This is a genomic window from Kineococcus deserti, assembly GCF_050871945.1.
Taxonomy (GTDB): Bacteria; Actinomycetota; Actinomycetes; order Actinomycetales; family Kineococcaceae; genus Kineococcus.
In genome coordinates, this window is record NZ_JBJLSI010000032.1 from 1 (window position 1) to 26,610 (window position 26,610).

Annotated in this window: 26 protein-coding genes and 1 pseudogene; 8 read left to right on the forward strand and 19 right to left on the reverse strand. The window is 73.3% G+C overall.

The window, feature by feature from the left end:
* Nucleotides 1-640, forward strand: a 640-nt coding sequence (locus ACRYR2_RS19855; protein WP_432564618.1) for a haloacid dehalogenase-like hydrolase, incomplete at its 5' end; no start/stop codon positions are given.
* A gap of 55 nt (nucleotides 641-695) precedes the next feature.
* Entirely contained in the window at nucleotides 696-941 is a 246-nt protein-coding gene (locus ACRYR2_RS19860) for a hypothetical protein (RefSeq protein WP_432564619.1), read from the forward strand.
* A gap of 22 nt (nucleotides 942-963) precedes the next feature.
* On the opposite strand, the gene ACRYR2_RS19865 is transcribed toward ACRYR2_RS19860, so the two are convergent.
* Nucleotides 964-1,584: a CAP domain-containing protein gene (locus ACRYR2_RS19865; RefSeq protein ID WP_432564620.1), complete on the reverse strand. Its 621-nt coding sequence runs from the start codon at nucleotides 1,582-1,584 to the stop codon at nucleotides 964-966.
* 129 nt (nucleotides 1,585-1,713) lie between these two features.
* Nucleotides 1,714-2,625 carry an EamA family transporter gene (locus ACRYR2_RS19870; protein WP_432564621.1) on the reverse strand — a complete coding sequence of 304 codons (912 nt, stop codon included), beginning with the start codon at nucleotides 2,623-2,625 and terminating at the stop codon, nucleotides 1,714-1,716.
* Between the two features lie 96 nt (nucleotides 2,626-2,721).
* Between ACRYR2_RS19870 and ACRYR2_RS19875 the strand changes: the two genes are divergently transcribed.
* Entirely contained in the window at nucleotides 2,722-3,621 is a 900-nt protein-coding gene (locus tag ACRYR2_RS19875; RefSeq protein ID WP_432564622.1) for a LysR family transcriptional regulator, read from the forward strand.
* Nucleotides 3,622-3,998: 377 nt separating this feature from the next.
* On the opposite strand, the pseudogene ACRYR2_RS19880 reads toward ACRYR2_RS19875, so the two are convergent.
* From ACRYR2_RS19880 to ACRYR2_RS19915, 8 genes and pseudogenes are all read right to left on the reverse strand, one after another.
* Nucleotides 3,999-4,232, reverse strand: a pseudogene (locus ACRYR2_RS19880) (phosphatase domain-containing protein); the annotation flags it as partial.
* Nucleotides 4,233-4,858: 626 nt separating this feature from the next.
* A complete protein-coding gene (locus tag ACRYR2_RS19885; RefSeq protein ID WP_432564623.1) occupies nucleotides 4,859-5,965 on the reverse strand; it encodes an Lrp/AsnC family transcriptional regulator in 1,107 nt (368 codons plus the stop codon).
* An 18-nt stretch (nucleotides 5,966-5,983) separates the two neighbouring features.
* Nucleotides 5,984-7,135: a M20 family metallopeptidase gene (locus ACRYR2_RS19890; RefSeq protein ID WP_432564624.1), complete on the reverse strand. Its 1,152-nt coding sequence runs from the start codon at nucleotides 7,133-7,135 to the stop codon at nucleotides 5,984-5,986.
* Nucleotides 7,132-8,154: a ketopantoate reductase family protein gene (locus tag ACRYR2_RS19895; RefSeq protein WP_432564625.1), complete on the reverse strand. Its 1,023-nt coding sequence runs from the start codon at nucleotides 8,152-8,154 to the stop codon at nucleotides 7,132-7,134. Before ACRYR2_RS19895 ends, ACRYR2_RS19890 begins: the two co-directional genes overlap by 4 nt.
* Nucleotides 8,154-8,915 (reverse strand): SDR family NAD(P)-dependent oxidoreductase, encoded by a 762-nt coding sequence (locus ACRYR2_RS19900; protein WP_432564626.1) that lies wholly within the window; start codon nucleotides 8,913-8,915, stop codon nucleotides 8,154-8,156. The genes ACRYR2_RS19895 and ACRYR2_RS19900 overlap by 1 nt, the downstream gene beginning before the upstream one ends.
* Nucleotides 8,912-10,222 (reverse strand): MFS transporter, encoded by a 1,311-nt coding sequence (locus ACRYR2_RS19905; protein WP_432564627.1) that lies wholly within the window; start codon nucleotides 10,220-10,222, stop codon nucleotides 8,912-8,914. Before ACRYR2_RS19905 ends, ACRYR2_RS19900 begins: the two co-directional genes overlap by 4 nt.
* Before the next feature lie 38 nt (nucleotides 10,223-10,260).
* Nucleotides 10,261-11,148 carry a polysaccharide deacetylase family protein gene (locus ACRYR2_RS19910; protein WP_432564628.1) on the reverse strand — a complete coding sequence of 296 codons (888 nt, stop codon included), beginning with the start codon at nucleotides 11,146-11,148 and terminating at the stop codon, nucleotides 10,261-10,263.
* 378 nt (nucleotides 11,149-11,526) lie between these two features.
* Entirely contained in the window at nucleotides 11,527-12,126 is a 600-nt protein-coding gene (locus ACRYR2_RS19915; protein ID WP_432564629.1) for a GrpB family protein, read from the reverse strand.
* A 301-nt stretch (nucleotides 12,127-12,427) separates the two neighbouring features.
* Here ACRYR2_RS19915 and ACRYR2_RS19920 point away from each other — a divergent pair, with 301 nt between their 5' ends.
* Nucleotides 12,428-13,009 carry a hypothetical protein gene (locus ACRYR2_RS19920; RefSeq protein WP_432564630.1) on the forward strand — a complete coding sequence of 194 codons (582 nt, stop codon included), beginning with the start codon at nucleotides 12,428-12,430 and terminating at the stop codon, nucleotides 13,007-13,009.
* Between the two features lie 258 nt (nucleotides 13,010-13,267).
* Here the strand turns inward: ACRYR2_RS19920 and ACRYR2_RS19925 are convergent, their stop codons facing one another.
* A complete protein-coding gene (locus tag ACRYR2_RS19925) occupies nucleotides 13,268-13,885 on the reverse strand; it encodes a GTP cyclohydrolase II (protein WP_432564673.1) in 618 nt (205 codons plus the stop codon).
* A gap of 317 nt (nucleotides 13,886-14,202) precedes the next feature.
* On the opposite strand from ACRYR2_RS19925, the gene ACRYR2_RS19930 reads away from it, so the two are divergent.
* Nucleotides 14,203-14,910, forward strand: coding sequence for an endonuclease/exonuclease/phosphatase family protein (locus tag ACRYR2_RS19930; protein ID WP_432564631.1), 708 nt, complete (start codon nucleotides 14,203-14,205; stop codon nucleotides 14,908-14,910).
* A gap of 20 nt (nucleotides 14,911-14,930) precedes the next feature.
* On the opposite strand, the gene ACRYR2_RS19935 is transcribed toward ACRYR2_RS19930, so the two are convergent.
* From ACRYR2_RS19935 to ACRYR2_RS19960, 6 genes are all read right to left on the reverse strand, one after another.
* A complete protein-coding gene (locus ACRYR2_RS19935) occupies nucleotides 14,931-15,635 on the reverse strand; it encodes an alpha/beta fold hydrolase (protein WP_432564632.1) in 705 nt (234 codons plus the stop codon).
* Between the two features lie 160 nt (nucleotides 15,636-15,795).
* Entirely contained in the window at nucleotides 15,796-16,269 is a 474-nt protein-coding gene (locus ACRYR2_RS19940) for an NUDIX domain-containing protein (RefSeq protein WP_432564633.1), read from the reverse strand.
* Nucleotides 16,270-16,466: 197 nt separating this feature from the next.
* Complete coding sequence (locus ACRYR2_RS19945) at nucleotides 16,467-17,603, reverse strand: bifunctional 2-methylcitrate synthase/citrate synthase (protein WP_432564634.1); 1,137 nt, start codon at nucleotides 17,601-17,603, stop codon at nucleotides 16,467-16,469.
* Nucleotides 17,600-18,508 (reverse strand): methylisocitrate lyase, encoded by a 909-nt coding sequence (prpB, locus tag ACRYR2_RS19950; RefSeq protein WP_432564635.1) that lies wholly within the window; start codon nucleotides 18,506-18,508, stop codon nucleotides 17,600-17,602. The genes ACRYR2_RS19945 and prpB overlap by 4 nt, the downstream gene beginning before the upstream one ends.
* A gap of 10 nt (nucleotides 18,509-18,518) precedes the next feature.
* Nucleotides 18,519-20,036: an MmgE/PrpD family protein gene (locus tag ACRYR2_RS19955; RefSeq protein WP_432564636.1), complete on the reverse strand. Its 1,518-nt coding sequence runs from the start codon at nucleotides 20,034-20,036 to the stop codon at nucleotides 18,519-18,521.
* The gene (locus ACRYR2_RS19960; protein ID WP_432564637.1) at nucleotides 20,033-20,695 is read right to left on the reverse strand and encodes a GntR family transcriptional regulator; all 663 of its coding nucleotides are present in this window, start codon (nucleotides 20,693-20,695) and stop codon (nucleotides 20,033-20,035) included. Before ACRYR2_RS19960 ends, ACRYR2_RS19955 begins: the two co-directional genes overlap by 4 nt.
* 296 nt (nucleotides 20,696-20,991) lie before the next feature.
* On the opposite strand from ACRYR2_RS19960, the gene ACRYR2_RS19965 reads away from it, so the two are divergent.
* The 3 genes from ACRYR2_RS19965 to ACRYR2_RS19975 are packed head-to-tail and all read left to right on the forward strand — an operon-like array spanning nucleotide 20,992 to nucleotide 24,238.
* The gene (locus tag ACRYR2_RS19965; protein WP_432564674.1) at nucleotides 20,992-21,885 is read left to right on the forward strand and encodes a putative selenate ABC transporter substrate-binding protein; all 894 of its coding nucleotides are present in this window, start codon (nucleotides 20,992-20,994) and stop codon (nucleotides 21,883-21,885) included.
* Nucleotides 21,886-21,908: 23 nt separating this feature from the next.
* Nucleotides 21,909-22,628 carry a phosphonate ABC transporter ATP-binding protein gene (locus ACRYR2_RS19970; RefSeq protein WP_432564638.1) on the forward strand — a complete coding sequence of 240 codons (720 nt, stop codon included), beginning with the start codon at nucleotides 21,909-21,911 and terminating at the stop codon, nucleotides 22,626-22,628.
* Entirely contained in the window at nucleotides 22,625-24,238 is a 1,614-nt protein-coding gene (locus tag ACRYR2_RS19975; RefSeq protein ID WP_432564639.1) for a PhnE/PtxC family ABC transporter permease, read from the forward strand. Before ACRYR2_RS19970 ends, ACRYR2_RS19975 begins: the two co-directional genes overlap by 4 nt.
* 20 nt (nucleotides 24,239-24,258) lie before the next feature.
* On the opposite strand, the gene add is transcribed toward ACRYR2_RS19975, so the two are convergent.
* Together add and ACRYR2_RS19985 are read right to left on the reverse strand one after the other, a co-directional pair.
* A complete protein-coding gene (gene add, locus ACRYR2_RS19980) occupies nucleotides 24,259-25,233 on the reverse strand; it encodes an adenosine deaminase (RefSeq protein ID WP_432564640.1) in 975 nt (324 codons plus the stop codon).
* Nucleotides 25,230-26,597, reverse strand: coding sequence for an NtaA/DmoA family FMN-dependent monooxygenase (locus tag ACRYR2_RS19985; RefSeq protein ID WP_432564641.1), 1,368 nt, complete (start codon nucleotides 26,595-26,597; stop codon nucleotides 25,230-25,232). Before ACRYR2_RS19985 ends, add begins: the two co-directional genes overlap by 4 nt.
* Between the last annotated feature and the right edge of the window lie 13 nt (nucleotides 26,598-26,610).

Genomic DNA, 26,610 nt, shown 5'->3' on the forward strand with positions numbered 1-26,610 from the left:
CGTGCGCCGCCGTCCGTCCGGGCGGCGGCGCACGGTCGTCTTCGACCTCGACGGCACCCTCGTCGCGGGTGACTCCTTCGGGCGGTTCCTCACGGCCAGCTGGCGACGCGCCCCGCACCGGCTCCTGGCCGGGGCGGCGTTGTGGTTGCTGCCCGGACCGCGGACCCGGGCCGAGCTGCTGGTGATCGGGGCGACGACGTTCGGCCTGACGGCCGGAGGGCTCCGGAGACGCTGGCACCAGCACGCCCGCCACCACGGCCGGAGCCGCATCGAGGTGGCGCTGCGCAGGCTGGAGGAGCACCGTCGTGCCGGCGACCGCGTCGTCGTGGCGACGGCCTGCGCCGAGCCGCTCGCGCGGCTGGTGTGCGCCGAGCTGGGACTGCACGACGTCGACCTGGTGGCCAGCCCCTACGAGCACCGCCGCTGGCTGCCGCCCCGGGCCACCGCGATCCGCGGGGAGGTGAAGGTCGGGGCGCTGCGGCGGGCCGGGATCGAGCTGCCCGTCGACGACGCCTACTCCGACAGCCTGCGCGACCTGCCGCTGCTGCGCGCCGCCCGCACCGCGCACCTCGTCCGCCCGCGGGCCCGTGAACTGGCCCGGCTGCGAGCGGCGCTGGGCGACGTCGAGGTGCTCGACTGACACGGACCCGTCGTGTCGGCTCCACCCGGGAACGGTTCGGGTCCAGGCTGTGCCCATGGCGGACGACCTGCTGGCCAACCCGGGTGGCTTCCCCGAGCTCATGCTGCTGCCCCACCTCGACGACGAGTGGACCGAGGTGCGGCTGGGCCGGCGCAGCGACGGCGCGTGGGAGGTCTACGTGACCATCCGCGTCGACGACGGGTACCGCAGCGAAGCCGCGGCCCAGGCCGTCGCCGACCACTACCGGGAGAACCTCGAGGCCTACGTGGAGCACCGGCGCCGCAAGCGCGCCCGCCCCTGACCCCACCCTCCGCGCGGTCGGGTCAGGAGGCGAGGTCGCGGGTCTCGCGGTCCAGCTGCGGGGCCTCGTCCACGGGGGCGGGCAGCGGCTGGGGCGCGGCCTGCGCGGCCGGCTGGGCCACGGGCGCCGGGGCCGGGGTGGATCCGGCGACCGGGCCGTTGGGCTGCTCGAAGACCTGCACGACCCACAGGCGCCCGTCCTGGGAGCGGACGGCGCCGAGGCCGACGACGCTCACCTCCGGGCGCAGGATGTTCGCGCGGTGGCCGGGGGAGGCCATGAACGCGCCCTGCAGCTGGTCGGAGTCGGCGCCCACGCCGACGTTCTCGGCGACCAGCGACCAGCCGTGCAGCTGCACCGACAGGTCCGGGTTGTGCTTCAGCTGCGCGTCGCCGGCCATCCGGAACGCCCAGTCGGTGGCGACCCGGTTCGCCTCGTCGGTCAGGCCGAGCAGCGGCAGACCGGCCTGCGCGCGGGCGGCGTTGACGAGTTCGTAGGAGCGCCAGGCCGAGCCGCCGTCGCCGGTCAACTGGGGGGTGTCCGCCTGCGCTGCACCGGTTCCGGCGAAGACACCGGCGACCGCGGCGAAGGCGCCGACGAGGCCGAGGACGCGGTGACGAGCAGTGCGGCGGGCGGTGGTGACCACGGGGTCCTCCGGGGCGGTGGGGGCGACAGGGGGTTCTTGCCTCCCTCCATGCCTCGGCCACCGCGAGGGTCTCCTGTAGCCCGAACGGGCGATCCGCGGTGACTCTGCGCGACCCCTTCAGGCGGCCGCTCAGCCGCCCGATGTCGTGAGGTGCTCCAGCGGTTCGTCCGTTCCCTTCCGCGCGCTCCTGCGCGCGGCCTCGCGTGGACCGCCACCGGCGGTCGCCGTCGCCCCGGCGCTCGCGGCCACCACGAGCACGACGCCCAGACCACCGAGCGCCGTCATCGACTGCCTCAGCAGCACCCACCCCGCCAGGGAGGCGATCACCGGTTCGAGGCTGAGCAGGATCCCGAAGGTCCGCTGCGGCAGCCGTCGCAGCGCCGCCAGCTCCAGCGAGTAGGGCACCACGGAGGCCAGGACCGCCGTCCCGAGCGCCAGCCAGAGCCCGTTCGGGGACGTGACCGCCTGCAGCGCACCGGAGGCACCGAACGGCAGCAGGGCCAGCGCGCCCACCGCGGTGGCGATCGCCAGCCCGCCGTGGCCCGGCGTGACCCGCCCCACCCGGGCACCGGTGACGATGTAGGCCGCCCAGCAGGCCCCGGCCAGCAGCGCGAAGGTCACCCCGAGCGGGTCGAGCGAGCCGCCGTGGTGCTCCCCCGTCAGTCCCAGCACCACGACCCCACCCAGGGCCAGCGCCACCCACAGCAGGTCCCGCAGGCGGCGGCTGGTGAGCGCCGACAGGGTCAGCGGCCCGAGGAACTCGACGGTGACGGCGGTGCCGAGGTCGATGCGGGACAGCGCGGCGTAGAAGAAGCCGTTCATCGCACCCAGGCTCAGGCCCAGGGCCAGCGCCGCCCGCCACTGCAGTCCGCTCCAGCCCCGCACCCGGGGCCGCACGACGAGCAGCAGCACGAGCGCGGCGAGCCCGAGGCGCAACAGGGTCGTGCCCGTGCTGCCGCCGAGGGCGAAGAGGTGAACCGCGAGAGCCGCGCCGACCTGCAGTGACGTGCAGGAGCCGAGGACGAGGAGAACCGAACCCACACCACCAGTCTGCCGGTCGCCGAACGGCCGAGAAGCCGTCGTCCGGCGAACGTTTCCGCGCGGTACCGTTCAGTTCTGCTGACGAGAGGCGGGACCGTGCTCGACGTCCACCGCCTGCGCCTGCTGCGGGAACTGCACCGCCGGGGCACGCTGGCCGCCGTCGCGTCCGCCCTGAGCTACAGCCCCTCGGCCGTGTCCCAGCAGCTGTCCCAGCTGGAGGCCGAGGCCGGCGTCCCCCTGCTCGAGAAGCGCGGCCGCGGGGTGACGCTGACCGCGGCGGCCCGGCTGCTGGTCGAGCACGCCGACGTCGTGCTGGCCCAGCTGGAGCGGGCCGAGGCGGACCTGGCCGCGTTGTCCGGCGAGGCGGTGGGGACGTTGCGGGTGGCCAGCTTCCAGTCGGTGCTGTTCGCGCTCGTGCCCGGGGCGCTGACCCTGCTGGCCGCGCGGTACCCGGCCCTGCGGGTCGTCCTCGAGCACCGCGAACCCGAGCCGGCGTTCTCGGCGCTGGCCGCCCACGAGGTCGACCTGGTCCTCGGGGAGGAGTACCCCGGCCTGCCCCAAGCACGACGGGCCGACGTCGAGGAGGAGGACCTCGTCCTGGACGAACTGCGGCTGGCCGTTCCCACCACCGGGCCGTGGTCGAGCGCCCGACGCCTCGAGGACCTGGCGCAGGCGTCGTGGGTCCTGGAACCCCCGGGCACCGACCCCGGTCGCTGGAGCGTCACCCGGTGCCGGCAGGCCGGTTTCGAACCGGACGCGCGCGTCCGCACCCCCGACGTCCTGCTGCACCTCCACCTCGTCGAGACCGGTCACGCCGTGGCGCTGCTGCCCGACCTCGTACGGTCCGGCCGCGGCGCCGACGTGCGGATCGTCGACCTGCCCGACCACCCGAGCCGGCGGCTGTTCACCGGCGTGCGGCGGGGCGCCGCCGGCCGGCCGGCCGTGCGCGCGTTCCGCAGCGCGCTGCGCCAGGTGGCCGCGGGCGGGTCCGGGTGAGCGCGGGCACAGCACGATCGCCGCTTGATCACGGCGGGCTGGCTGCAACCTTCAGCCGTGATCAAGCACTTCCGGAGGTGGCGCGGGGCAGCACGAACCTCTTGCGTGGAGCTTCCCGGCCGGAGCGACCGGCCCCGCCTGGCCACGGAACGCCCGAGGTGGGTCCTCCCCGAGGATGCGAGCGGACGGCTTCCAGTCGAAGGCGGTGGCGCGTAGGCGCTGCAGCAGGACGTGTCCGTTCGTTCCCTGCACCACCGGTACCGGACCTTCCGCGATCCGGTCCTGTGCAGCGCCCTCCGTCGTATCGGGTCCGACGTCGGCGCCGACTTGGGGCAACGCGAAGGCCCGTACGTGCTCGGTGCTCCCTGGCGAACTCCTCATAGACCGCCGGGTCGTTCTCGCCGCCGCCGACCAGGAACCAGCACTCCCGGAAACGCGGCCCGCAGCCGTTGCAGGCTGCGCCGCTTGTGCGCGCGGCCGTCACGGAAGAACACCTCCCTCGAGGAACCCCAGTCGGTGAGCAGGAGAGGACCGTCAGGGACCCCGTGCCGGCGCAGAAAGCGCGTCAGCGGCTCGTTGAAGTTCCACGGCCCGGTGCTGAGGTACACGGTCGGATCGTCGTCCCCGCCGTACTCCCTCCTGAACCGCGGTCGGCAGGTCCGCCATCCCTTCGACGGGTGCCCGTTGCTGGAGGGCGCGGGTGAAGGTCCGCCACGCTGCGCTGAGCGGGCACCGCAGACCGGTGATCACAGCGGTGGCGTCGATGTCGCAGACGATGCCCGTACGCGCCTGCGGATCAGCGACGTGCACCGGCGCCTGCACTGTGGGTCGCTCGACGACCTGGAAGATCGCGGTGTGCGTTCCCGGATCGGCCGACCAGAGCAAGACGGCGTCCAGGAGGCCAACCGGGCCGCTGGGCCGCTGGTGACCTCGTGCACCGTCTCGGAACCCTGCGCGGCGACCACGGCGACCACGGCGGCCACCCAGGAACGCTGCAACGTCACCAGGCGCCGCCAGGGGGCGACGCCGCGGACCTCGCTCGGCTCCCGGTCCAGTGCGGCCGGGATGACTCGTCCCAGGATCCGCGCCTGCGCGTCGACGCCGTAACCCGGGTAGGGCAGGACCGTGAAGCTCCATCCCCGCCGCGGCAGGACAGCCGCGAGGACGTCGCGCCGCGCCCGGCCGAACCGGAACAGGGCGGCCCCGAGGCGGAAGACGGTGGTCGGGTCGACACCGGTCAGGGGGTGTTCGGTGGTGGGCATCCTGCGAGTCTGTGGGCTGATCCCGCCACGGACTCGCGGACGACCCGACCAGGCGTCGCCGGCTCGGGGATGGAGGAGATCGGCGCACCGATCACACGTCCGTCGACGCGGCGCAGGAAGTAGCGCTGCAGCACCTCGAGGACGACCGACACCCCCCACCCGGTGATTCCCGGCAGCTCGGCCAGATCGCGTTCGAGGAACTGGGCGAGGTCGTCCTCGTTGCGGAACACCCCCTGGTGCACGACAGACCACGTCCCGGCCACGACGGAGACGTACCGGGCCGAGGGTTGCTCGGCGCACCACTGGGCCACGGCCGTGGTGTCGCCGGGTTTCACCGCGAGCTGGACCGCCACTTCCAGGGGGAAACCCACCAGGCCGGGTTCGATCTCGACGCGCGGCTGCACGATCCCGCGGCTCAGCAGCGACTGGACCACCCGGTGTGCCGTGGAGCGGCTCATGCCCGTCTCGCGGCCGACGTCGCTGGCGGGGATCCGCCCGTCCCGGTGCAGCAGCCGGGTCACGACGAGTTCGGCCGGCGTCAGGGAGGCGATGTTGGCGCTCGGGTGCACGTCGCCGGCCGCGTCGGAGTCCGCCACCAGCAGCGAACGCTGCTCGGGCCCAAGGCGGTCGAGGCGCCACTGGTCGGCTTTCGTCACGGCGCGCAGGACGAGTTCTGAGTGCGTCGAGAGCACGCCCTCGATTCCCGCGATCGTGCCGGTGAGCAGGTGCGCGGTCTCGCTGCGCGAGGGTGAGTGGACGGTGAGGTGGACGTCGGCGCGGCCCGCGGTGGTCGCGACGAACTGTGCGCCGGGCACCTGCGTCAGCGCGACGGCGACCGCCCGCGCCCGTCCGGGGCGCGTGTTGATCCACACGTGGTGGGGGTGGGTGTCCGACAGCAGCGACCAGTCGACCTGCCCGACGACGCGGACGATTCCCTCGTCGACCAGCCGCGTCAGGCGGCGGCCGACGGTGCTGGGCGAGGTGTCGAGGGCCTCGCCCAGCACGTTCAGCGGTGCCCGGGGTGAGCGCTGCAGGGCAGCGACGAGATCGAGGTCGAGGTCGTCGAGCACGGGTGCAGTCACGGGGCAACTCTCACACGGTCAGCGCGGGGGCTGCGCCAGCAGGAGGGCCAGCAGGGCGGTGCGCTCAAGCAGCCCGGACACCGTGGCGTGCTCAGACCGAGCGTGCGCGCCCGCGCCCACGGCTCCCAGTCCGTCGAGGACGGTGGCGCCCACGGCGGCCGCGAAGTTCCCGTCGCTGGCCCCGCCCACGGCCGTCTCCTCGAGGGCGAAACCCAGCGCGGTCGCCGCCGACCGGGCTCGCTCGAAGGCCGCGACACCGGCGTCCGTGCGTTCCATCACGGGTCGGTTCCAGCCGCCGGTCACCTCCAGCGCGACGCGTCCGTCACCGGTGTCCAGGCTCGCGAGCACGGCGTCGATCCGTTCCCGTTCGGCGTCGGAGGAGATCCGGACGTCGATGCTGGCCCACGCCTTGCCGGGGGTGACGTTGGCGCGGGTGCCACCGGAGACGATCCCCACGTTGACCGACGTCCCCGCCTCGAGGTCGACGGCCGCCTCCAGCGCACCGATGACCCGCGCGAGCGCGTACACGGCGCTGGCCCCGGCCCGTGGGTCCAGCCCCGCGTGCGCCTCGACTCCGGTCAGGTGCAGCTGGAACAGGCCGACCCCCTTGCGGGCGGTCTTGACCTTGCCGTCGGCGCTGGCCTCGAGGACGAGCACCTCCGACGCCGTGCGCGCGGCCTCCTCGATGACGGGACGGCCCACAGGGGAACCGATCTCCTCGTCGCCGTTGAGCAGGATCCGCACGTCCGGACGGGGAACGCCGAAGTGGTCCAGCGCCAGCAAGGCCCACACGACTTGGACGAGGCCGACCTTCATGTCGAAGACGCCCGGGCCGCGCACGACGTCGCCGGTCACCGAGAACGGGATCTCGTCGAGGGTGCCCAGCGGCCACACCGTGTCGTAGTGCGCGAGCAGCAGGACCGGCGGTCCGCCGAGGGTTCCGGGGTGGTCCAGCACCACGACGTCCCCGAGTTCGCCGCCGGGGGTGAGTTCGCGGCGGGCGGGCGACCCGAGCCGGTCCAGCAGCCACTGCTCGACGAACGCCAGCCCCTTCTCCAGGGCGGCGCGGTCGTCGCTGGGGGTCTCGGTCTCGACGTAGGCACGGAGGTCGTCGAGCATCTCGGCGCGGCGCTCACCGATCCACGCGGTGAGTTCGGCGGGCTGGATCACGGCGCGACCTCCTGGGTGGCTGCGGTTGTGAGAGCGAAGGTTTCGAGGGTGTCCAGCCGGGCAACCGACATGGACGTGGGATCGGACTCGACCTCGGCGATCTGGGCGACGACGGAGGCGAGCAGCGGCGCGGCGACGCCTCGTTCGGCGGCCATCGCCAGAACGGGCCGGTAGTGGACGGGAACCTCGGTCGGCCGGCGGCGCACGGCGATGTCACGCCAGATCCCGCTGCGGTCCTTGCTCTGCGTCCGTAACCACGCCACCAGACCCGCCAAGGCCGGCGCGGGGTCGTCGGACAGGGTGCCGTGGGGATCGAAGGCGTCGAAACCCTCGACGGCGATGCCCTGCAGCCCGGCGAGCCCGACGACCTCCCGGACCAGCCCTGCGACAGCGGCGGGGTGCGCCTCGATGAGGTCGGCCATCGGGGCGTCCGCCAGCGCGGTGGCCGTCAGCACCGCGCCGAACGCGAGCTTCGACCACAGGTAGCCGACGACGTTCGACGTCGCCTCGGCCGGCCCCCAGGCCTGCAGGTCCGCGACGACCGTCTCGACGCGGGTGCTCGTCGATCCGTCGAGTTCGCCGATCCGCAGAGCGCCGGCGCCGCCGTCGCGCACGACGCCAGATTCGACGACGTCGGCGAAGAGGTTCACGAACGCGCCGACGGTGCGCTCGGCCCCGACGGCCCGCGCGATGACGGCCTCGTTGAGCCCGTTTTGCAGGCTCACGACGCAGTCGTCGGGGTGCAGGCGCTCCGCGATCCACGAACTCGCCGAAGCCGTCGCGAGGGCTTTGACGGCCAGCAGCACGGTTCCGCGGCTCAGGTCGGTCTCGAGATCGGAGACGGGAACCTCGACGGCCTCGCGGACGCCGTTCCGTTCGAGGACGAGCCCGTTCTCCTGAACCGCCTCGACGTGGGCGGGGTCGGCGTCGACGAGCCGGACGTCGTGACCGGCCCGGACGAGGTACCAGGCGAGGGTTCCGCCGATGGCCCCCGCCCCGACGACGGTGTAGCTGCTCACTACGGGGCCTCCTGGGTGCTGGTCGTGCCGTTCCAGTGCAAGGGGAGCGCGTTCGTCCCGGCTGACCCGCCGCCGTCGACGCGCAACACGGTGCCGGTGATCCACTCGGCCTCGTCGGAGATCAACCAGCGCACCGCGCGGGAGATGTCGGCGGGTTCACCGCGCCGGCCCAGCGGGTTGGCCGACACCGCGGCGGCGTACTCCTCGGTGACGGGGTTCGCGGCGCTGTCGACGGTCACGAATCCCGGGGCGACAGCATTGACGCGGATGCCGGCCGGGCCGAGTTCGAGGGCCGCGGACCGGGTGAGGACCTCCAGGGCCGCCTTCGAGGTCGCGTAGTGCGCGGCGCCCGGACGGGACCGCAGCGCGGCGCCGGAGGAGATGTTCACGACGCAGCCCGGACGGCCCTGGGCGGCGAACGCCTGCGTGGTCAGGAACGGCGCCCGCAGGTTCACGGCCATCACCTGGTCCCACGACTCCGCGGTGAGTTCGGCGAACGGGACGGCCGGGTAGATGCCGGCCGCGTTGACCAGGGCGTCGAGCGGTTGCCGCGCAGCCGCCTGCTCGACCACCGCGGTGGCCTGTGCGGGATCGGCGAGGTCCGCGGCCAGCGCGGCCGCCGAACCGTCCAGCTCCTGCTCGACGTCCTCGGCGCGCAGATCGGTCCCGGAGACCGTCCACCCCGCGTCTGCGAAATCGAGGGCGATCCGGCGGCCGATGCCGCTGGCTGCCCCGGTGACCAGAACGTGCTTGCCGCTCACGCCATCTCCTTGTCCTTGGTCTCCGGCATCATCGTGTACACGACGACCCCGATCGCGGCGGCGACGGCGACGTAGATCCAGATGTAGTCGATGTACCCGTTGGAAGACATCCACGTGGTCACGTACGGCGCGGTCCCACCGAACACGGCCACCGCGAGGGCGTAGGGCAGGCCGATGCCGGTGGTGCGGACTTCCGGCGGGAACTGCTCGGCCATGACGACCGCACAGTTCGCCGAGTAGCCGACGAGCAGGAACACACCGACGAGTTCGATGACCAGCAGCGTCGCGAAACCGCCGCCCTGGATGAAGTGGAACGCGGGCCAGGCGAACACCACGAACCCGGCGGCGAACGCCGTCATGGTCGCCTTGCGGCCGATCTTGTCCGAGAGCATCCCGCCGAAGGGCAGCAGGACGAGGAACACCGCGACGGCGATGGTGTTGGCCAGGAACGCCTCGCTCAACGTCACGGCCGCGTTGGTGCGGGCGAACGTCGGCATGTAGTTGATGAAGATGTAGTAGGTCAGCGTCCCGGCGATGGTGATGCCGGCGACGCGCAGGGCGGCGCGGCGGTGCGTGGTGACCATGTCGACCAGCGGGTTGTGCTTCTCGACCTCGTGCGCGCGGGCGGCCTTGGCCTCGGAGAACGACTCGGTCTCCTCGACGGTGACGCGCAGCCACAACCCCACCAGGCCCAGCAGCGCGCCGACGCCAAAGGCGACGCGCCAACCCCAGGACGCAAGCGCCTCCTCCGACAGCGAGTTCGTGAGGATCACGCCCATGAGGGAGGCGACTAGGACGCCGGCGCCGACGGACACCTGCTGCCACGAACCGGCGAAGGCGCGGCGACCCTGGGCCGCGTTCTCGACGAGGAACGCCGACGACGCGCCGAACTCGCCACCGGCGGAGAAACCTTGTGCCAGGCGCGCGAGCAGCAGCAGGATCGGGGCGAAGACGCCGATCGTGGCGTACGAGGGGGTGACCGCGATGAGTGCGGTGGCCCCGGCCATGATGCCGATAGTCAGCGTCAAGCCCGCCTTGCGGCCGTGCCGGTCCGCGTAGTGGCCCAGGACGGCGCTGCCGACGGGCCGCATGACGAACCCGACGGCGAACACGAGCAGGGTCGACAGCAGCGCGGCCGTCGGGTCGTCACCCGGGAAGAACTGCGCGGCGAAGACCGAGGAGAACGTGGCGTAGACGGCCCAGTCGACGAACTCGACGGCGTTGCCGATGGAGCCGGCGACGATGGCCTTGCGCTGCTGGCGGGTGAACTTCCCGCGGATCGACGCGGGCGGAGCGCTGGTGGTCACGGTGCACCTCTCGGGTGGGGCGCGGAGGCCCGGTGGGTTCAGGGCAGTTTCGTACGGGCCAGGTCGGCCACCTGCTGGTGCGTCGCGAACCACACGTCGTCGTGAGAGGCGATGTACCGCAATAGTTCCCGGAGCACGACCATGCGCGAGCGGTGGCCAATGACGTGCGGGTGCATGGTGAGCTGGAACAGGCCACCGTCGGCGCGGGCCTCGTCGAACTCGTCGATCCACAGCTGCAGGACCGAGCGCGGGGGCGTGTAGGGCCGCAGCGAGCCGAAGCGTTCCATCATCCAGTAGGGCGCGTCGTCGCGGATCCACTCGACGGGGACCTCGACCATGCCGGTAGGTTCGCCGTCGGCGACGAGTTCATAGCAGTCGTCGTCGGCCATGAGCGAGGAGTCGTAGCGCAGACCGAGCTCGAGGGCGATGCGCAGGGTGTCGTCGGAGAAGTCCCACGACGGCGTCCGCATGCCGACCGGCCGGGTGCCGGTGAGCTGCTCGAGTGTGTCGAGGCTGCGGGCGAGCAGGTCGCGCTCGTCGGCGGGCGTGAGCAGGGTGTTCCGCTCGTGGATCCAGCCGTGCGCGGCGACTTCGTGCCCGGCGGCGGCGTAGTCGCGCACCTCCTCGGGGTGCAGCAGCGCCGAGACGGCGGGCACGTAGAAGCTGGCCGGGACGCCGAACTTCTCGAGCACCGCCAAGATGCGCCGCGCACCAACGCGCGAGCCGTACTGCCCCTGGGCGAGCTTGCCGGGGCGTGTCTCACCGTCGCGCAGCGGGATCGTCTCGTGGTCAGAGTCGAACGAGAGTGCGACCGCGACGCGCTTGCCGTCCGGCCAGGCCGGCGTCAGCGCCCGTCCAGCACGGACGCGGTCCACGTGTCCGCGCCACACCGGCTCGTCCCACTGCCAGGGTTCCTGCTCGCTCATGCCTCGCCCCATGTCGCTAGATCGTCCCGTCTAGGACTGTAACCATGACGGATGATCCCGGGAAGGGCTTTCGTGTGACGGATGTGTTTCGCGTTGGGCCGGTCAGCCGTACTAGAGCCAGCGTCCGGGCCGCGGCGACCACGGTGCGGACGTAGTCCTTGGCGGCCCCGGAGGGCGGGGTTCAGGGAGTGCAGGTTGGCGGCGCGCGCCGTGCTCCTCCTGTGCGGCTGGCTTGCGGTGAACACCTCGGCGGAGACTGCGGTGCTCCGGGTGGCGCCGGGGAACGCCCGCTCCCACCGCCTCGCCGAGGCCACGGATTTCGCTCGCACGGGCGTCATCACCCCCAGCGGGAAGGAGTTCGCGCGGTAGGAGAAGCCCTCAGGTGACCGAACGTCGTCCCCACGCCTCCAGCTCCTCCTGCACCTGGTCGAAGAACACCGTCTTGGTGCGCGTGTAGTCGTCGAAGTCGGGGTCGCCGGCGTGCTGGGCGGCGGCGGCCGCCTTGAACGCGGCGTACCGGTCCCGCGCGTGCGGATGCGCTCGCAGCCAGTCGCGGAACCAGACGGTGTACCGGGCCCACGGCGAGGCGCTCAGGCGGACGTGCAGGATCGCCGCCCCGGGCCCGTCGGGGTCGCGCACGAACAACTGCTTGCGCCACACGTCGTCGGGGACCTGTTCCGATCCCCGCGGGACGTCCCGGTGCACCCCCGGGGAGTCCGGACGGGCGCCGGTGGCCGGGACGAGACCCGTCGGGGCCAGCGCTCCGGCGAGCACGTCCCCGGCCGGCAGCGAACTCACGCACACCTGCAGGTCGACGTAGGCCTTGGCCGTCAGTCCCGGCACCGCGGTCGACCCGATGTGCTCGAAGGACTCGGCCAGCCCCAGCGGTTCGAGAGCCCGCCGGACGGTGTCGAGCAACCGGGCGGCCCGCACGGGCCAGACCGGGTCGTAGGGCTGCAGCACCGCAGGTCCGGGCACGTGATCACGGTACCGGTCCGGTGCGTCCGTCCGGGGCTCGGAAAACTGTCGCCGCGCGGGGTGGAGGTACCTGTGGTGTGCTGGACGCAGCCGGGGAAGTCGCCCGGTACTGGGCCTGCAGGCAGACGGGCCATCGTGGACGAGTTCCGGACTGGACCGGAAACACCCCGCCCGTCGTGACCGCCCCGCTCCTTCTACCGGCGAGCCCCGCCGCCACGACGTCGGACCCGCGCGCCGCGCGGTCGTCCACGCACACGACGACGAACACGTCCTCGTGCGGCCACGAACCACGGAGGAAGCATTGGCTACCGCAGATCTGAACGGTCCTGACCGGCACCGCGACGACCGGACCGCCCGCAAGACGGGCCTGGGTGTCGCCGCCCTCGGGATCGTCGTCTTCAACGTTTCACCGTTCCTGAACTGGGTCACCTTCGAAGGCACCGAGGATGCGCGGATCGGGTACGAGACCGATTCCCTCGTGCCCTTCATCGCCTACCTGGGCATCGGTCTGCTGCTGGCCATGGCTTACGCCGGCAAGCGCGCCCGGCGTGGTCAGCACCGCGGCCTCACCCTGGTGTCGATGGCCGTCGCCCTCGCCGCGACCCTGCAGTGCATCGCCTTCGCGCTGCACCCGATGGGCGGTCTGGAACGCGGTGACGGTCTGGCGCCGACCATCGGCGTCTACGTCGGGCTCCTCGGTGCGGCGATCTGGGCCATCGGGTCGGGCCTGCTGGCCAAGGAGGTCGAGGGCGACGACCGCCACGACCACCGCGACCACCGCGCTGCGGGCACGCACCACGACGCCGACGCGCTGGGCCAGGACCGCGAGGTGAACCTGCGCGAGTCTCCGACCCACGCGAACCGCTACCCCGACCAGCCCTGACGACGGGGGGCGTCACCGCTCCCTGAAGGGCAGTCCCACGGGCGCGGCGGACCGGTGCGAGGCACCGGGCCGCCGCGCCCTGCTGTTGTCCCAGGCGTCCCTCAGCGCGTGGCGGGCGGGCAGCACGTCGTGGCACGTTCCGACACCCGCTCCCGCCCGCGTCGAGGACGACGCGACCGACGACGGGGTCCGGGCTCGTCGAACCCCACCCGGGCGGCCAGTCCGACCGCCCGGCGCGCGAACTCCTCGTCGCGCACGTCAGCCGGCCAGGTCAAGGGTGTGGGCGGTGTGGTCGCGCTTGGCCCGCAGGTAGGCGGCGTTCGCGGCCGACAGGTGCACCCCGGTGGGGACCTGCCGTTCGACGGTGAGGCCGTGCCGTTCCAGCTGGACCGCCTTGTCGGGGTTGTTGCTCAGCAGGTCCAGCCGGTCCACCCCCAGGGCGGCGAGCATCTGGGCGGCCGCGGTGTAGTCGCGTTCGTCCTCACCGCGCCCCAGCGCCAGGTTCGCCTCGTAGGTGTCCAACCCGCTGTCCTGCAGCGCGTAGGCGTCGAGCTTGGCGTACAGCCCGATGCCCCGGCCCTCCTGGCGCAGGTAGAGCAGCACGCCGCCGGAGACCGAGATGCGCTCGACGGCCTCCCGGAACTGCGGACCGCAGTCGCAGCGTTCGGAACCGAACACGTCGCCGGTGAGGCACTCGCTGTGCGGCCGGACCAGCGGGGTGCCGTCCTGCCAGTCCCCCAGGGACAGGGCGAGGTGCTCCCGGCCGTCGACGAGCCCGTCGAAGGTGTGGACGCGCGCGGTGGTGCGGTACCCGTCGGCGAAGCGGAGCGGGACGTCGACCGCGGTGCGGACGGTCGCGACGGGGTTCTGGGTCACGGGTGGTTCCCTCCAGGCGACCTGCGGGGAACGCTGGGCGGACCCCGTCCGGGCGTCGTCGACGACGGTGGGCGCAGGGGTGGTCGGGTCGGCGGCCGCACCGGACCCGCACGCGGCCAGGTCCACGATCGGCACGCTGACTCCCCCCTGGCGGATGACGTGACGCTTCAATCGACAGTAGGTGGCGGAACTTCAACCGTCAACAAGTCCGGGGGTCGACGGAGCCGCGCCGGGGCACGCGGGAGCCGTGAGACGGGTGGGGTGCTGCGGTCCGTCGATGCCGAGCACGACAGGTGACCGGGAGGTACGTTCGTCCTGTGGGAGATCAGGTGGGCCGCCCCCTGCGGACGATCAGCTACAACCTGCACGAGGGACGCGCGACGCTCGAGCTGGCCGAGCTCGCGGTGGCGCACGACGTGGACGCCCTGTGCCTGCAGGAGTGCGACACCCTGCGACTGCCCGAGACCGTGGGCCCGCTCGTCCTGGCCGGCGCCACCCAGCGCAACCGGCTGGGCCTGGCGCTGTACTACCGCCCGGACCGGCTGCACGCCCACGGGCACGAACTGCGCCCGCTGCGGCGCTCCATGCACGACCGCCTCATGTCCCCCGCCCACGAGCGGCTGCTCGCCGTGCGCTTCGAGGACCTGCACGACGACGGCGCCCTGCTGACACTGGCCTCCATCCACACCGCGCCGCTGTCGGCGTCCAACGCCATGCGCCGCCACCAGATCACCGAGGCCCTGGGCGCGATCCGCGCCGCGGCGCACGGATCGGCCGCGCTGGTCGTCGGTGACTTCAACTACCCGTGGTTCGCCAGTTCGCTGGCGCGCCGGCTGTCCGAGCAGGGTTTCGAGGTCTCGCACAGCGACCTGCCCACGTACGTGCGCAAGCGGTTCCGGGGGCACTTCGACTTCGCCATCTCCGAGGGCATGCACATCGAGAAGGTGAAGACGTTGCAGCAGGCCGGTTCGGACCACCTGCCGGTGCTCGTCGAGTCGCGGGTGAAGGCTCCGGTCCTGGCCTGAGCCTCCCCCGCGACCGGCCGTCAGACGCCGGCGGCGGCGATCACGGCGGCCGCCACCCGCGCCGGGTTCGACACCGCCACCGCGTGCGAGGCGCCGTCGACGACGTCGACGGCGCGGGGTTGCGCGCGGTCGGCCATGAACTGCAGGGCCTGCGCCGGGACGTTCCTGTCCTCGCTGCCGTACACGAACCAGGACGGAACGCTGCGCCAGGCCGGCGAGGTGCTGCTGAGCGCATCACCGAGCGCTGCCGTGGTCACGGGCCGCTGGGTGCGGGCCATGAGGGCGGCCACGTCGGCCGGCACGTCGGCCGCGAACTGCGCGTGGAACTCCTCCGGCCGGATCCGCACCTCCGTGCCCCCGGTGTTCACCGGGTACTCCAGGAGGGTCCCCCCCAGGGTGCTGCCGGGGAACTTCCCCGACAGGTCCAGCGCGGACTCCCCGTTCTCGGGCGCGAACGAGGCGACGTACACGAGCGCGGTCACGTCGGAACGGCCGCCGGCCGCCTCGGTGATCACCATGCCGCCGTAGGAGTGGCCGACGAGGACGAACGGGCCCTCCAGCCCGTCCAGGACGGAGTGCAGGTAGGCGGCGTCCCCGGCGACGCTGCGCAGCGGGTTGGCGACGGCGAGGACCTCGACGCGATCGCCGAGCGCGCCGATCACCCCGTTCCAGCTCGACGACTCGGCGAAGGCCCCGTGGACCAGGACGACGGTGGGTTCGGACACGTCTTCTCCTCGTGCTCGTGCGGCGGCTCGGGAACTCGTTGCCCACCCGCTGGGGTGGCACGGCCAGCCTCCCGCCGAACCCCGGTGGTTCCCCCGTGCGGAGTTCAGCCGGGTCGGGCACACGTCGGCCGAGATGCCGGGACCGGCACGGGTCGGGCGGTCATGCGCCGCCCACCGACAGCCGGTCGAGCAGGCGGTCGACGAACACGACCTGGCCCTTGACCAGCTTCGTGCGGGCGACGTCGGGCACGACCCACTCGGCCCGGTCGACCTCGGGGAACTGCACCGTGCGCCCCGACCGCGGCGGCCACTCCATCGGGAACGTCCCGGGGTCGATCGTGCTGACGTCGAGGTCGGCCTCGCCGGCCCAGATCGTGACGACCTTGCCGTTCGACTGCCGAGCCTGCCCGAGCTCGGTGAACTCCAGGTCCGGCACGGGCAACCCGAGTTCCTCGGCGAACTCCCGTCGCGCCGCGTCGAGCAGTTCCTCGCCGGGGTTCGGCTCGCCCTTGGGGATCGACCACGCGTGCTCGTCCTTGCGCGACCACAGCGGGCCACCCATGTGGGCGATGAGGAGTTCGACCCCCTCACCGGCCCGTCGGTACAGCAGGATGCCCGCGCTCTGCTTCGCCACCGCAGGATTCTGCGGCCGGTGTGCCGGCGACGCAATCGAGGCCGACCTCGCCGCGGCGGCCGGGCACGGGGACGGCGAGTTGCAGGACGGGTGCATCGATCGTGCACCCGTCGCGCGACCCCGGTGGAGAGCCGGTAGGGGCACGGGTGGCCCTCCCCGGGTCCTCGACCGCCGGCGTCGACTCCTCGGTCGCCGCGTCAGGCCACGTCGGGCACGTGCCGCAGTTCCGGGCCGACGTACTCCGACAGCGGCCGGATGAGGGAGTTCGCGCCGCGCTGCTCCATGACGTGCGCGGTCCACCCGACGACGCGGGCGGCGACGAACACCGGGGTGAACAGGTCGGTGTCCAGCCCGAGCAGGTGGTAGGCGGGGCCGGCGGGGTAGTCGAGGTTCGGCGCGATGTCCTTGGCGGCGGCCATCGCCGTCTTCAGCGCGTCGTACAGGTCCAGGACGTCGGCGCGGCCGCGGGCGGCCGCCAGTTCGCGCAGCGCCGCCTGCATCGTCGGCACCCGCGAATCGCCGTGCCGGTAGACGCGGTGCCCGAAACCCATGACCTTGCGGTGCTCCCCGAGCGCCTCGGCGAGCCAGGCGCGGGCCCGGTCACCGGCCCCCTCCCCCAGCCCGATCTCCTCGAACGTCTTCCAGACCGCCTCGTTCGCCCCGCCGTGCAGCGGCCCCTTGAGCGCGCCGACGGCGGCCGTGACGGCCGAGTGCAGGTCCGACAGCGTCGAGGTGACCACGCGCGCCGCGAACGTCGAGGCGTTGAAGGAGTGCTCGGCGTACAGGATCAGCGAGGTCTCGAACGTCCGGACCGCGAGCTCGTCGGGATCGGCGCCGGTGACCGTCCACAGGAAGTTCGCGGCGTACCCCAGGTCCTCGCGCGGCGGGGGCACGTCGCGGCCGCGGCGGCGTCGCTGGGCGTAGCCGACGACGGCGGGCAGGGCGGCGAACAACCGCTCCGACTTGGCCAGTTCGGCCTCGGGGGAGTTCGCGCCGGAGGCCGGGTCCAGGGCTCCGAGGACGCTGACCGCGGTGCGCACGACGTCCATGGGGTGCGCGGCCAGCGGGAGTTCGTCGAGCACGTCCCGCACCTGCTCGTCGAGCGCGCGGCCGGCGCGCTCGCGGGCGCTGAACTCGGCCAGCGTCCCGGGCGAGGGCAGTTCGGAGTCCCACAACAACCGGGCGACCTGCTCGAAGGAGCACTGCGCGGCGAGTTCGGTCACCGGGTACCCCCGGTACAGCAGCGAGTTCGTGTCGGGGTCGACCTTCGAGACGGCCGTGGTGTCCGCGACGACACCCGCGAGCCCCTTGCGCACCCCGTCCTCGTGGATCATCCTCTGTTCCCTTCCAGGCTGAAGTCGAACACGGACGAGTCGAACGCGCCGTAACCGGCGTAGTCGACCAGGTCGTACAACTGCGCGCGGGTCTGCATCTCGGGCACCCGGCCCTGCAGCGTCCCGGTGCTCCCCAGGTCGGTCAGGGCCCGGTCGGCCGACCCCATCGCCAGCCGCAGCAGCGACACCGGGTGGATGACGATCCGCACGCCGGCGTCGCGCAACTCCTCGTGCGTGAACAGGTCGCTGCGGCCGAACTCGGTCATGTTGGCCAGCACCGGCACCTGCAGCGCGGAGCAGATCGCCTCGAACTCGCCCAGGTCGGCCATCGCCTCGGCGAACACGGCGTCGGCCCCGGCGTCGGCCAGGGCCTGGGCCCGGCGGACGGCCGCCTCGAAACCCTCGACCCCGCGCACGTCGGTGCGGGCCACGACGACGAAGTCGGGGTCCCGGCGGGCGTCGACCGCCGCCCGGACCCGGCGCACCGCGGTGGCCTCGTCGACGACCTGCTTGCCCTCCAGGTGGCCGCAGCGCTTGGGGTTGACCTGGTCCTCGACGTGCAGGCCGGCCACCCCGGCGTCCTCCATCGCCTGCACGGTCCGGGCCAGGTTCAGCGGTTCCCCGAACCCGGTGTCGGCGTCGACGAGGACGGGCAGGTCGGTGACCCGGGCGATCTGCGCCGACCGTCCCGCGACCTCGGTCAGCGTCGTCAGCCCGACGTCGGGCAGCCCGAGGTCGGCGGCCAGCACGGCCCCGGAGACGTAGACGCCCTCGAAACCGTGCCGCTGCACCAGTTTGGCCGACAGCGGGTTGAAGGCTCCGGGGAACCGCAGGAGCTCGCCGGACCGCAGTCCCGCCCGGAAGGCGGCCCGCTTCGCGCTCGGCGTCGTCGACGAGTACAGCACGTGCTCCTCCTCAGAACAGCCCGGTGGGCAGGGGGACGGAGTCCAGGACCTCGGGTGGGGCGACGATCTGCAGTTCCCGCACCTCGCCCGCGGACAGTTCGGGCAACCGGCGAGCCAGCGCGCTGAAGCGCTCCACCTCCGAGGCCGGCAGCACGCCCCCGGCCAGGGTCGAGAACTTCGCCTCGTACTGCGCGCGGGTGAACGGGTGCGCGCCCAGCGGGTGGGCGTCGGCGACGGCGATCTCGTCGACCACGACCGAACCGTCGGTCAGGCGGGCGACGACGCGGGCGCCGAACGCCTTCCGGGACGGGTCCTCGGAGTGGTAGCGCTCGGTCCACTCCGGGTCCTCGACCGTGGACACCCGGCGCCACAACGCGACGGTGTCCGCACGCCGGGCACGCTCGGGGGTGTAGGAGTCCACGTGGTGCCACCCGCCGTCCTGCAGGGCGACGGTGAAGACGTACGGGACGGAGTGGTCGAGGGTTTCCCGGCTGGCCAGCGGGTCGTACTTCTGCGGGTCGTTCGCCCCGGACCCGATGACGACGTGGGTGTGGTGGGAGGTGTGCAGGACGATCCGCTCGACGTTCGCCGGGTCCCGCAGTTCCGGGTGGGCGTGGTGCAACCGGCGGGCCAGGTCGATGACGGCCTGCGCCTGGTACTCCGCGGAGTGCTCCTTGGTGTAGGTGTCCAGGATCGCGCGCCGCGGCTCACCGGGTTCGGGCAGCGGCACCCGGTAGTTCGCGTCCGGGCCGTCGAGGAGCCAGGCGATCACCCCGTCCTCGCCCTCGTAGACCGGGGCGGGGCTGGTCTGACCACGCATCGCCCGGTCGACGGCCTCGACCGCGACCTTGCCGGCGAACGCCGGCGCGCAGGCCTTCCACGTCGAGATCGCGCCCTTGCGGGACTGCCGCGTCGCGGTGGTGGTGTGCAGGGCCTGCCCGATCGCCTGGTACACCGTCTCCGTCGGCAGTCCCAGCATCGCCCCGAGCCCGGCCGCGACCGACGGCCCCAGGTGGGCGACGTGGTCGATCTTGTGGCGGTGCAGCGAGATCGCCCGCACCAGGTCGACCTGCACCTCGTACGCCACGACGATCCCCCGCAGCAGCGCCGCCCCGTCGCAGCCGGCGTGCTGGGCCACCGCGACCAGCGCCGGGACGTTGTCGCCGGGGTGGGAGTACTCGGCGGCCAGGAACGTGTCGTGGAAGTCGAGTTCGCGGACCGCGACCCCGCCGGCCCACGCGGCCCACTCCGGGGAGGAGTTCTGCGTCGTCCCCACGACCCGGGCCCCCGGACCCCCGCGCGAGGGCGGGTGCGCCAGCGCCTGCGCGCGGGCCGCGACGACGGGGGCACGCAGCAGCGACGCGGCGCTCACCGCGGCGTTGTCCAGCACCCGGTTGACGACCATCTCGGCCACGTCCGCCTCGACGGGCACGTCCTCGGTGGCGACCCGCGCGAGCTGCCAGGCGAGTTCGCCCTCGCGGGGGAACGCCTCGTCGCTGCGGTGGACCCGGACCTCGTGCTCCCTCACGCGCTCTCCTCGCTCGAGGCCAGGTGCACCCGGAAGTGCGTCCGGCTGCGGTGCAGGTGGACGTGCACGGCGTGCGCGGCCAGGTCGGCGTCCCCGTCGGCGATCGCCTCGGCGATCAGCTGGTGCTCGGTGGCCGCGGCCCGCAACCGGTCCGGGTCGTGCCGGGCGAGCCGGCGGATCCGGACGAGGTGGGTGCGGACGTCGGCCAGCGCGCGCACCAGCCAGGGGTTCGCGACGGCCTCGTCGACCGCCGCGTCGAACTCGGCGGTCAGCGCGTAGTACCGGTCCAGCGACGCGGGCACCAGGTCGCCGGCGTGGGCGAAACGGGTCGCGAAACCCTGGAAGGACGCCCGGTCCCAGGACGCGGCGGCCAGCCGGGCGGCTTTGACCTCCAGCGCCTCCCGGACGTCGTAGAGGTGCTCGAGCTCGGTGACGTCCAGCGGGGCGACGACGAGCCCGCGGCCACCGACCGGCCGCGCCAGGCCGTCGTGGACGAGCCGGGCGAACGCCTCGCGCACCGGGGTGCGGGAGACGCCCAGCCGGGCGCTCTGCTCGAGTTCGGCCAGCACCGCACCCGGGGCCAGGACGCCGTCGAGGACGTCCTCGCGCAGCCGGGTGTACGCCCGGTCGGTGGCACCACCACGCCGTTGTGCATGCACAGCGCCACTCTCGACCGCGACACCTCGCCGCGTCAAGAGTTCTGTGCATGCAGAAGGCCGCCAGCCTGCCCACGCGGACCGGCACGGACGGGCAGGGTCGCAGAGCCGTCGCGGCCCGGGTGCGACACGATGGGCGACGTCCGCACGCCGTCGTCCCCGGAGGTTCCCGTGCCCGCTCCCGCCCCCCACCCCAGAACGTGACGCGCACCCCTCGTGCCGTCCGGTCGGGTGGCCCCGCAGAACTGAACCGTCCCACCGCCAGGCGAGGGTTCCTCGCCGGTTCCGCGACGTCGGCCCTGGTCGCCGGTCTCGCGGCCTGCACCGACCGCTCCTCCCCCGTGTCGTCCTCCCCGTCCTCGTCCCGGCCCGGCTCGTCGGCGGGCAGCGGCGGTCCGCTCACCATCGGTGCGATCCCCGACCAGGACCCGGAAGTGCTGCAGCGCCTGTACGGCACCGTCGCCGACTCGATGGCGCAGGCCACGGGCCTGGAGGTCACCTACCGCCCGGTCACCGACTACGGGGCCGCGGTCTCGTTGTTCCGCACCGGCGACCTCGACCTCGTGTGGTTCGGCGGGCTCACCGGAGTGCAGGCCCGCCGGCAGACACCCGGCGCCCGGGTCGTCGCCCAGCGCGACATCGACGAGAACTTCCACTCAGTCTTCGTCGTGAACACCGGCACGGGCCTGCCCGCCTCCGACGACCTCACCCCGCTGGCCGGGTTGCGGTTCACCTACGGCAGCCAGACCTCGACGTCCGGCTCCCTCATGCCGGCGTACTTCCTGTCCCAGCAGGGCGTCGACCCGCGGGGTTTCCCCGGCGGGCCGGGGTACAGCGGGTCGCACGACGCGACGCTGCAACTGGTCGCCTCCGGCAGCTACCAGGCCGGGGTGCTCAACGAGCAGGTGTGGACGTCGCGCAGCGAGGCCGGGGAGGTCGACCCCGCCGTGCAGCTGTACGCCCGGACGGGGGCCTACCACGACTACCACTGGGTGCTGGGGCCGCAGGCCGTGGACCGGCTGGGCGAGGAACTCCCCCGGCAGCTGACGGACTACTTCCTCGGCCTGTCGGTCGAGGATCCCGACGACGAGGCCGTCCTCGACCTGTTCGGCGCCGAGGAGTTCATCGCCACCGAAGGCTCGAACTACGACCAGATCGAGCAGATCGGCGAGCAGCTGGGGCTGATCACCTGACCGCCGCGTTGCGGCTGACCGGCGTGGAGGTCCGCTACGGCGACACGCTGGCCCTGGCCGGTCTCGACCTCACGGTCGGGGCCGGCGAACGGGTCGCCGTGGTGGGCCCGTCCGGTGCCGGGAAGTCGACGTTGCTGGGTCTGCTCAACGGTTCGGTGACCGCGACCGCCGGTTCGGTCGAGGTCCTCGGCACCGCGCCGGGCGCCCTGTCCGGCCGCGACCTGCGACGGCTGCGCGCCCGCGTCGGCACGGTGCACCAGCAGCTCGAACTCGTCGGGCCGCTGCGCGTGGTCCACAACGTCAACGCCGGCCGGCTCGCGAACTGGCCCACCTGGCGCGCGGCCTGGTCGCTGCTGCGACCGCAGGGGGTTCCCGAGGTGGCCGAAGCCCTGCGGCAGGTGGGACTGGCCGAGCGGATGTACGAACGCACCGAGCGGCTCTCGGGCGGGCAGCGGCAGCGGGTGGCGGTGGCCCGCGTGCTGGTGCAGCGTCCCGACCTCGTGCTGGCCGACGAACCCGTCTCGGCGCTCGATCCCGCCCTGGCCGAGCGGACGCTGGCCCTGCTCACCGCACTGGCGGCCGAGCGGGGCGGAACTGTCGTCGCCTCGCTGCACGACCCGGCGCTGGCCCTGCGGCACTGCCACCGCGTCGTCGGACTCGTCGGCGGCCGGATCGCCCTCGACGCCCCCGCGGCCGCGGTGACCCCGGCCGACCTGGCCGAGTTCTACGGCGTGAGCGCGTGAGCGCCGTCGTCGCCCCGGCCCTGCGCCGGTCCCGGGCGCGGTGGACGTGGGGTCTGGGCGCGGTCGTCGTCGTCCTCTGGTCGCTGGCCGGGGCGGGCGTGTTCTCCGGCGACGTCCTCAACCCGGCGGGGGTTCGGCAGTTCGCCCGGTTCGCCGCCGGGGCGGTGTCACCCGACCTGTCCGCGCAGTTCCGGGACGTGCTGCTGACGAGCACCCTGGTGACCGTCGCGTACGCCGCGGCGGGAACCGCGCTGGCCCTGGTCCTCGGCGCGGCCGGTGCGGTCGCCCTGGCGCGGACCACCTGGGGACGGCGCAGCGGGTGGGCGGGGTCCGGGTGGGCGCTGGCCCGCGGCGCCGTCGCCGTGCCGCGCGGGCTGCACGAGGCGGTGTGGGGACTGCTGCTGGTCAACGTCCTCGGCCTCGACCCGTGGGTGGGGGTGCTGGCCATCGGCATCCCCTACGGCGCGGTCACCGCGAAGGTGTTCGCCGACCTGCTCGACGAGGTGCCGCGCGGCGGCTACGAAGCGCTGCTGGCCGCCGGTGCCGGGCGCGGAACGGCGGCGCTGTACGGGTTGCTGCCCCCGGCCGCGGGCGGGTTGCTGGCCTACGCGTTCTACCGGCTGGAGTGCGCCGTGCGGTCCGCCGTGGTGCTGGGACTGATCGGGGCCGGTGGGCTGGGGTACCAGTTGTCGCTGTCGTTCAGCTCGGTGCGCTGGGACCAGGTGTGGAGCTGCGTCTACGCGCTGACGCTCCTGTGCGTGGTCGCCGTCGTGGCCGGTCGGGCGGTGCGCCGCCGCCTCGCCGACCCACCGCCGCTGCGCGGGGAGGAGTTGCGCCGCGACGTCGTGCTCACCGGGGCGGGCGTGGTCACCCTGGCCCTGGTCGCCTGGTCGTGGTGGTACCTGGTGCTGAGCCCGGCGACGCTGGTCGGGGACCGGACGCGGGACCAGGTCTCCTTCCTGGCCGGGCAGGCCTGGCCGCCGGACGTCTCCGGGTCGCTGCTGCGGACGCTCGCCGGCGCCGCGGTCGACACGGTGCAGATGTCGGTCATCGCCGTCGCCGTCGCGACGGCCGGGGCGGTGCTGCTGTCCGGCCTGGCCGCCCGCTCCCCGCACCCCGCGCCGCTGCGGTGGGTCGTCGGGGTCCTCGTGCGGTGCGCGTTGCTGGTGGTGCGGGCCGTGCCGCCGCCGGTGTGGGCGCTGGTGCTGCTGTTCGTGCTGCGCCCGGGCATCCTGCCGGGGGCGCTGGCGCTGGGGATCCACACCCTGGGCGTGCTGGGCCGGCTGACCGCCGAGGCGCTGGAGGAACTCGACCCGCGACCGGCGCGCGCGCTGACGGCGCTGGGCGCGAACCCGGCCGCGGTCTGGTGGTACGGGGTGGCCCCGCGGGCGGTCGGGCCGGTGCTCGCCCACGCCCTGTACCGCTGGGAGGTCGCGATCCGCGACACGGTGCTGGTCGGACTGCTGGGCGCCGGCGGGCTCGGCGCGGTGCTGGCCACGTCGCTGCAGACGTTCGACTGGCCCGCGGTGACCACGACCCTCGTGGTGCTGGTGCTGCTGACGCTCGCGGTGGACCTCGTGAGCGACCGGGCGCGGGAGGCCGTGCGCTGACGGTGTGCAGCGGAAGTGCTTCACGCCTCCCGGGTCAACCGCTCCAGCAACGCCGCCTTCTCCGTCCCCGGCAGGAACGAGGCGTGAGCGGCCGCGAGGACGACGGCTCGCGCGTCGGCGAGGGTCCACCCGCACGCCTCTCCCGCAGCGAGGAACTCCGCCCCGATCCCGGTGCCCAGCATGGGCGGGTCGTCCGAACTGACCGAGACGTCCAGGCCGGCGGCGAGCATGGGCGGGATCGGCGACCCCGCCGGACCCGCGTGCCACTGCGACGTCGACCAGCACGTCGCGTAGTGCACGCCCTCGTCGAGACTGCGTCGCAGCAGGCCGGGATCCCGCAGCACCGCGTACCCGTGGTCGATGCGGGTGACTCCCAGCACGTCCAGGGTGCGGCGCACCTCGTCCGCGTCCCCCCGTTCCCCGGCGTGCGCGGTGCGCCCGAGCCCGGCGGAACCGGCGAGGGCGAAGGCCTCGGCGAACTCCTCCGGCGGGCCGACCAGTTCGTTGTGGTCCAGGCCGATCCCCACGACGAGGGGGTCGGCCAGCTCGACGACCCGGCGGACGAGGCCGAGGGCGACGTCGGCCCCGTGTTCCCGGTTGACCGCGACGAGGATCCGCGCGTCGACGCCGAACTCGGCACGCGCCGAGGCGATGCCCTCACCGATGGCCTCGACGGCGTCGGCGACGTCCACGCCGGGGTGGTTCGTCGGGTTGAACGCCACCTCCCGGTACACGAGCCCGTCGCGCGCTCCCGCGGCCAACGACGCGTACGCGACCTCGGTGAAGTCGTCGGGGGTCCGCAGGACCCCGCTGACCGCGACGTAGTCCTCGAGGAACTCCTCGAGCGTCTCGAACTCGTACAGGCCGCGGTCGGTGCCCGGCGCCGGCAGACCGTTGCGGCGGGCGAGCTCGAGGGCGAGCGAGGCGGGGACCGAACCCTCCAGGTGGCAGTGCAGTTCCACCTTGGGCAGCGCGAGCAGTTCGGCCGGGCTCACCACTGCCGGAACCCGTTCCCGGGGTGACCGGCAGGGAGCCGGTCGCTGTCGTGACCGAGCATGCGCCGGCGCATCGATCCCGAGCGCGGCTCCTGCGTCATCAACCCGCGCTCGCGCAGCAACGGCACGACGTGGTCGATGAACCCGCGGTAGGTCGCCATCCCGCCGTAGGTGTACTCGATGAGGAAACCGTCGAGGTCGGTCCGCTCGACGATCTCCTCGAACTGGTCGGCGCAGGACTCGGGCGTGCCGGTGATCCGCATGCCCGGGATCGAGGTGGCGATGCGGTCGAGGATCTGCGCGATCGTCGGGCTCTCGTCGCCCTGCTGGAACAACCCGAGCATGGACTTGCCGACCTCGGTCTCGACGTCGCGCAGCGTCGCGTCCAGCGGGTACGCCGTGAGGTCGACCCCGCTCCAGCCGAGGAACAGTGCGGCACCCGACTCCCGCGAGGGAGTGGCGTCGAGTTCGGCGCGCAACCGGGCGGCCTCCTCCTCGGTGGAACCCACGACGACGGAGGCGGACACGACGACCTTGAGGTCGTCGCCGTCGCGGCCGTTGGCGACGGCCCGCGAACGCAGGTCGGCGACGTTGCGGGCGGCGACGCCGAGGTCGCGGTCCTGGATGAACACGCACTCGGCGAACCGGCCCGCGAACGCGCGGCCGGCCGGGGAGGTCCCGGCCTGCAGCAGGAACGGCGTGCGCTGCGGCGAGGGGATCGCGGTGAAGTACCCGTCGAGGTCGAAGTAGTCGCCGTGGTGGGTGATGCGGTGGACCTTGGCGGGGTCGGCGTAGGTGCGGGTGGCCTTGTCGAACACGACGGCGTCGTCCTCCCAGCCGCCCTCCCACAGCTTCAGCGACAGCTCGACGAACTCCGTCGCACGGCGGTACCGCTCGTCGTGCGGGGTGACCGACGGGTGACCGAGCAGCCGGGTGAGCGCCATCTGGTTGTCGGAAGTGACGATGTTCCAGGCGATGCGTCCGGTCGTGAGGTGGTCCAGGCTCGTGAAGGCCCGCGCGTTGAGGTTCGGGTGCTGGGCCGTCGTGGACGTCGTGACGACGAACCCGAGCCGGTCGACGGTCGCGGCCAGGCCGCTGACGAGCGTCATCGGGTCGTGGACGGGAATCTGCACGGCCTCGCGGACGACGGCGTCCGGAACGCCGCCGTCCTCGCGCATGGGGTAGCCGATGGCCTCGGCGAGGAAGAGGAAGTCGAAGCCGCCGGCTTCCAGTTCCCGGGCCATGTGCTGCCAGTACGGCAGGGTCGCGAACCCCTGCGTGTCGCTGAGCGGATGGCTCCACGCGTTGCTGATGAAGTTCGGTGTGAACTCCTCGAAGGCGCCGAGGACGATCTGCTTGGTCACGGCCGGTACGATA

What these genes read in the sequence shown, in the direction of transcription:
- ACRYR2_RS19860 (WP_432564619.1), top strand. Translation starts at nt 696, where the DNA reads ATGGCGGACGACCTGCTGGCCAACCCGGGTGGCTTCCCCGAGCTCATG.
- ACRYR2_RS19910 (WP_432564628.1), bottom strand. Translation starts at nt 11,148, where the DNA reads ATGAGCGAGCAGGAACCCTGGCAGTGGGACGAGCCGGTGTGGCGCGGA.
- ACRYR2_RS19945 (WP_432564634.1), bottom strand. Translation starts at nt 17,603, where the DNA reads ATGATCCACGAGGACGGGGTGCGCAAGGGGCTCGCGGGTGTCGTCGCG.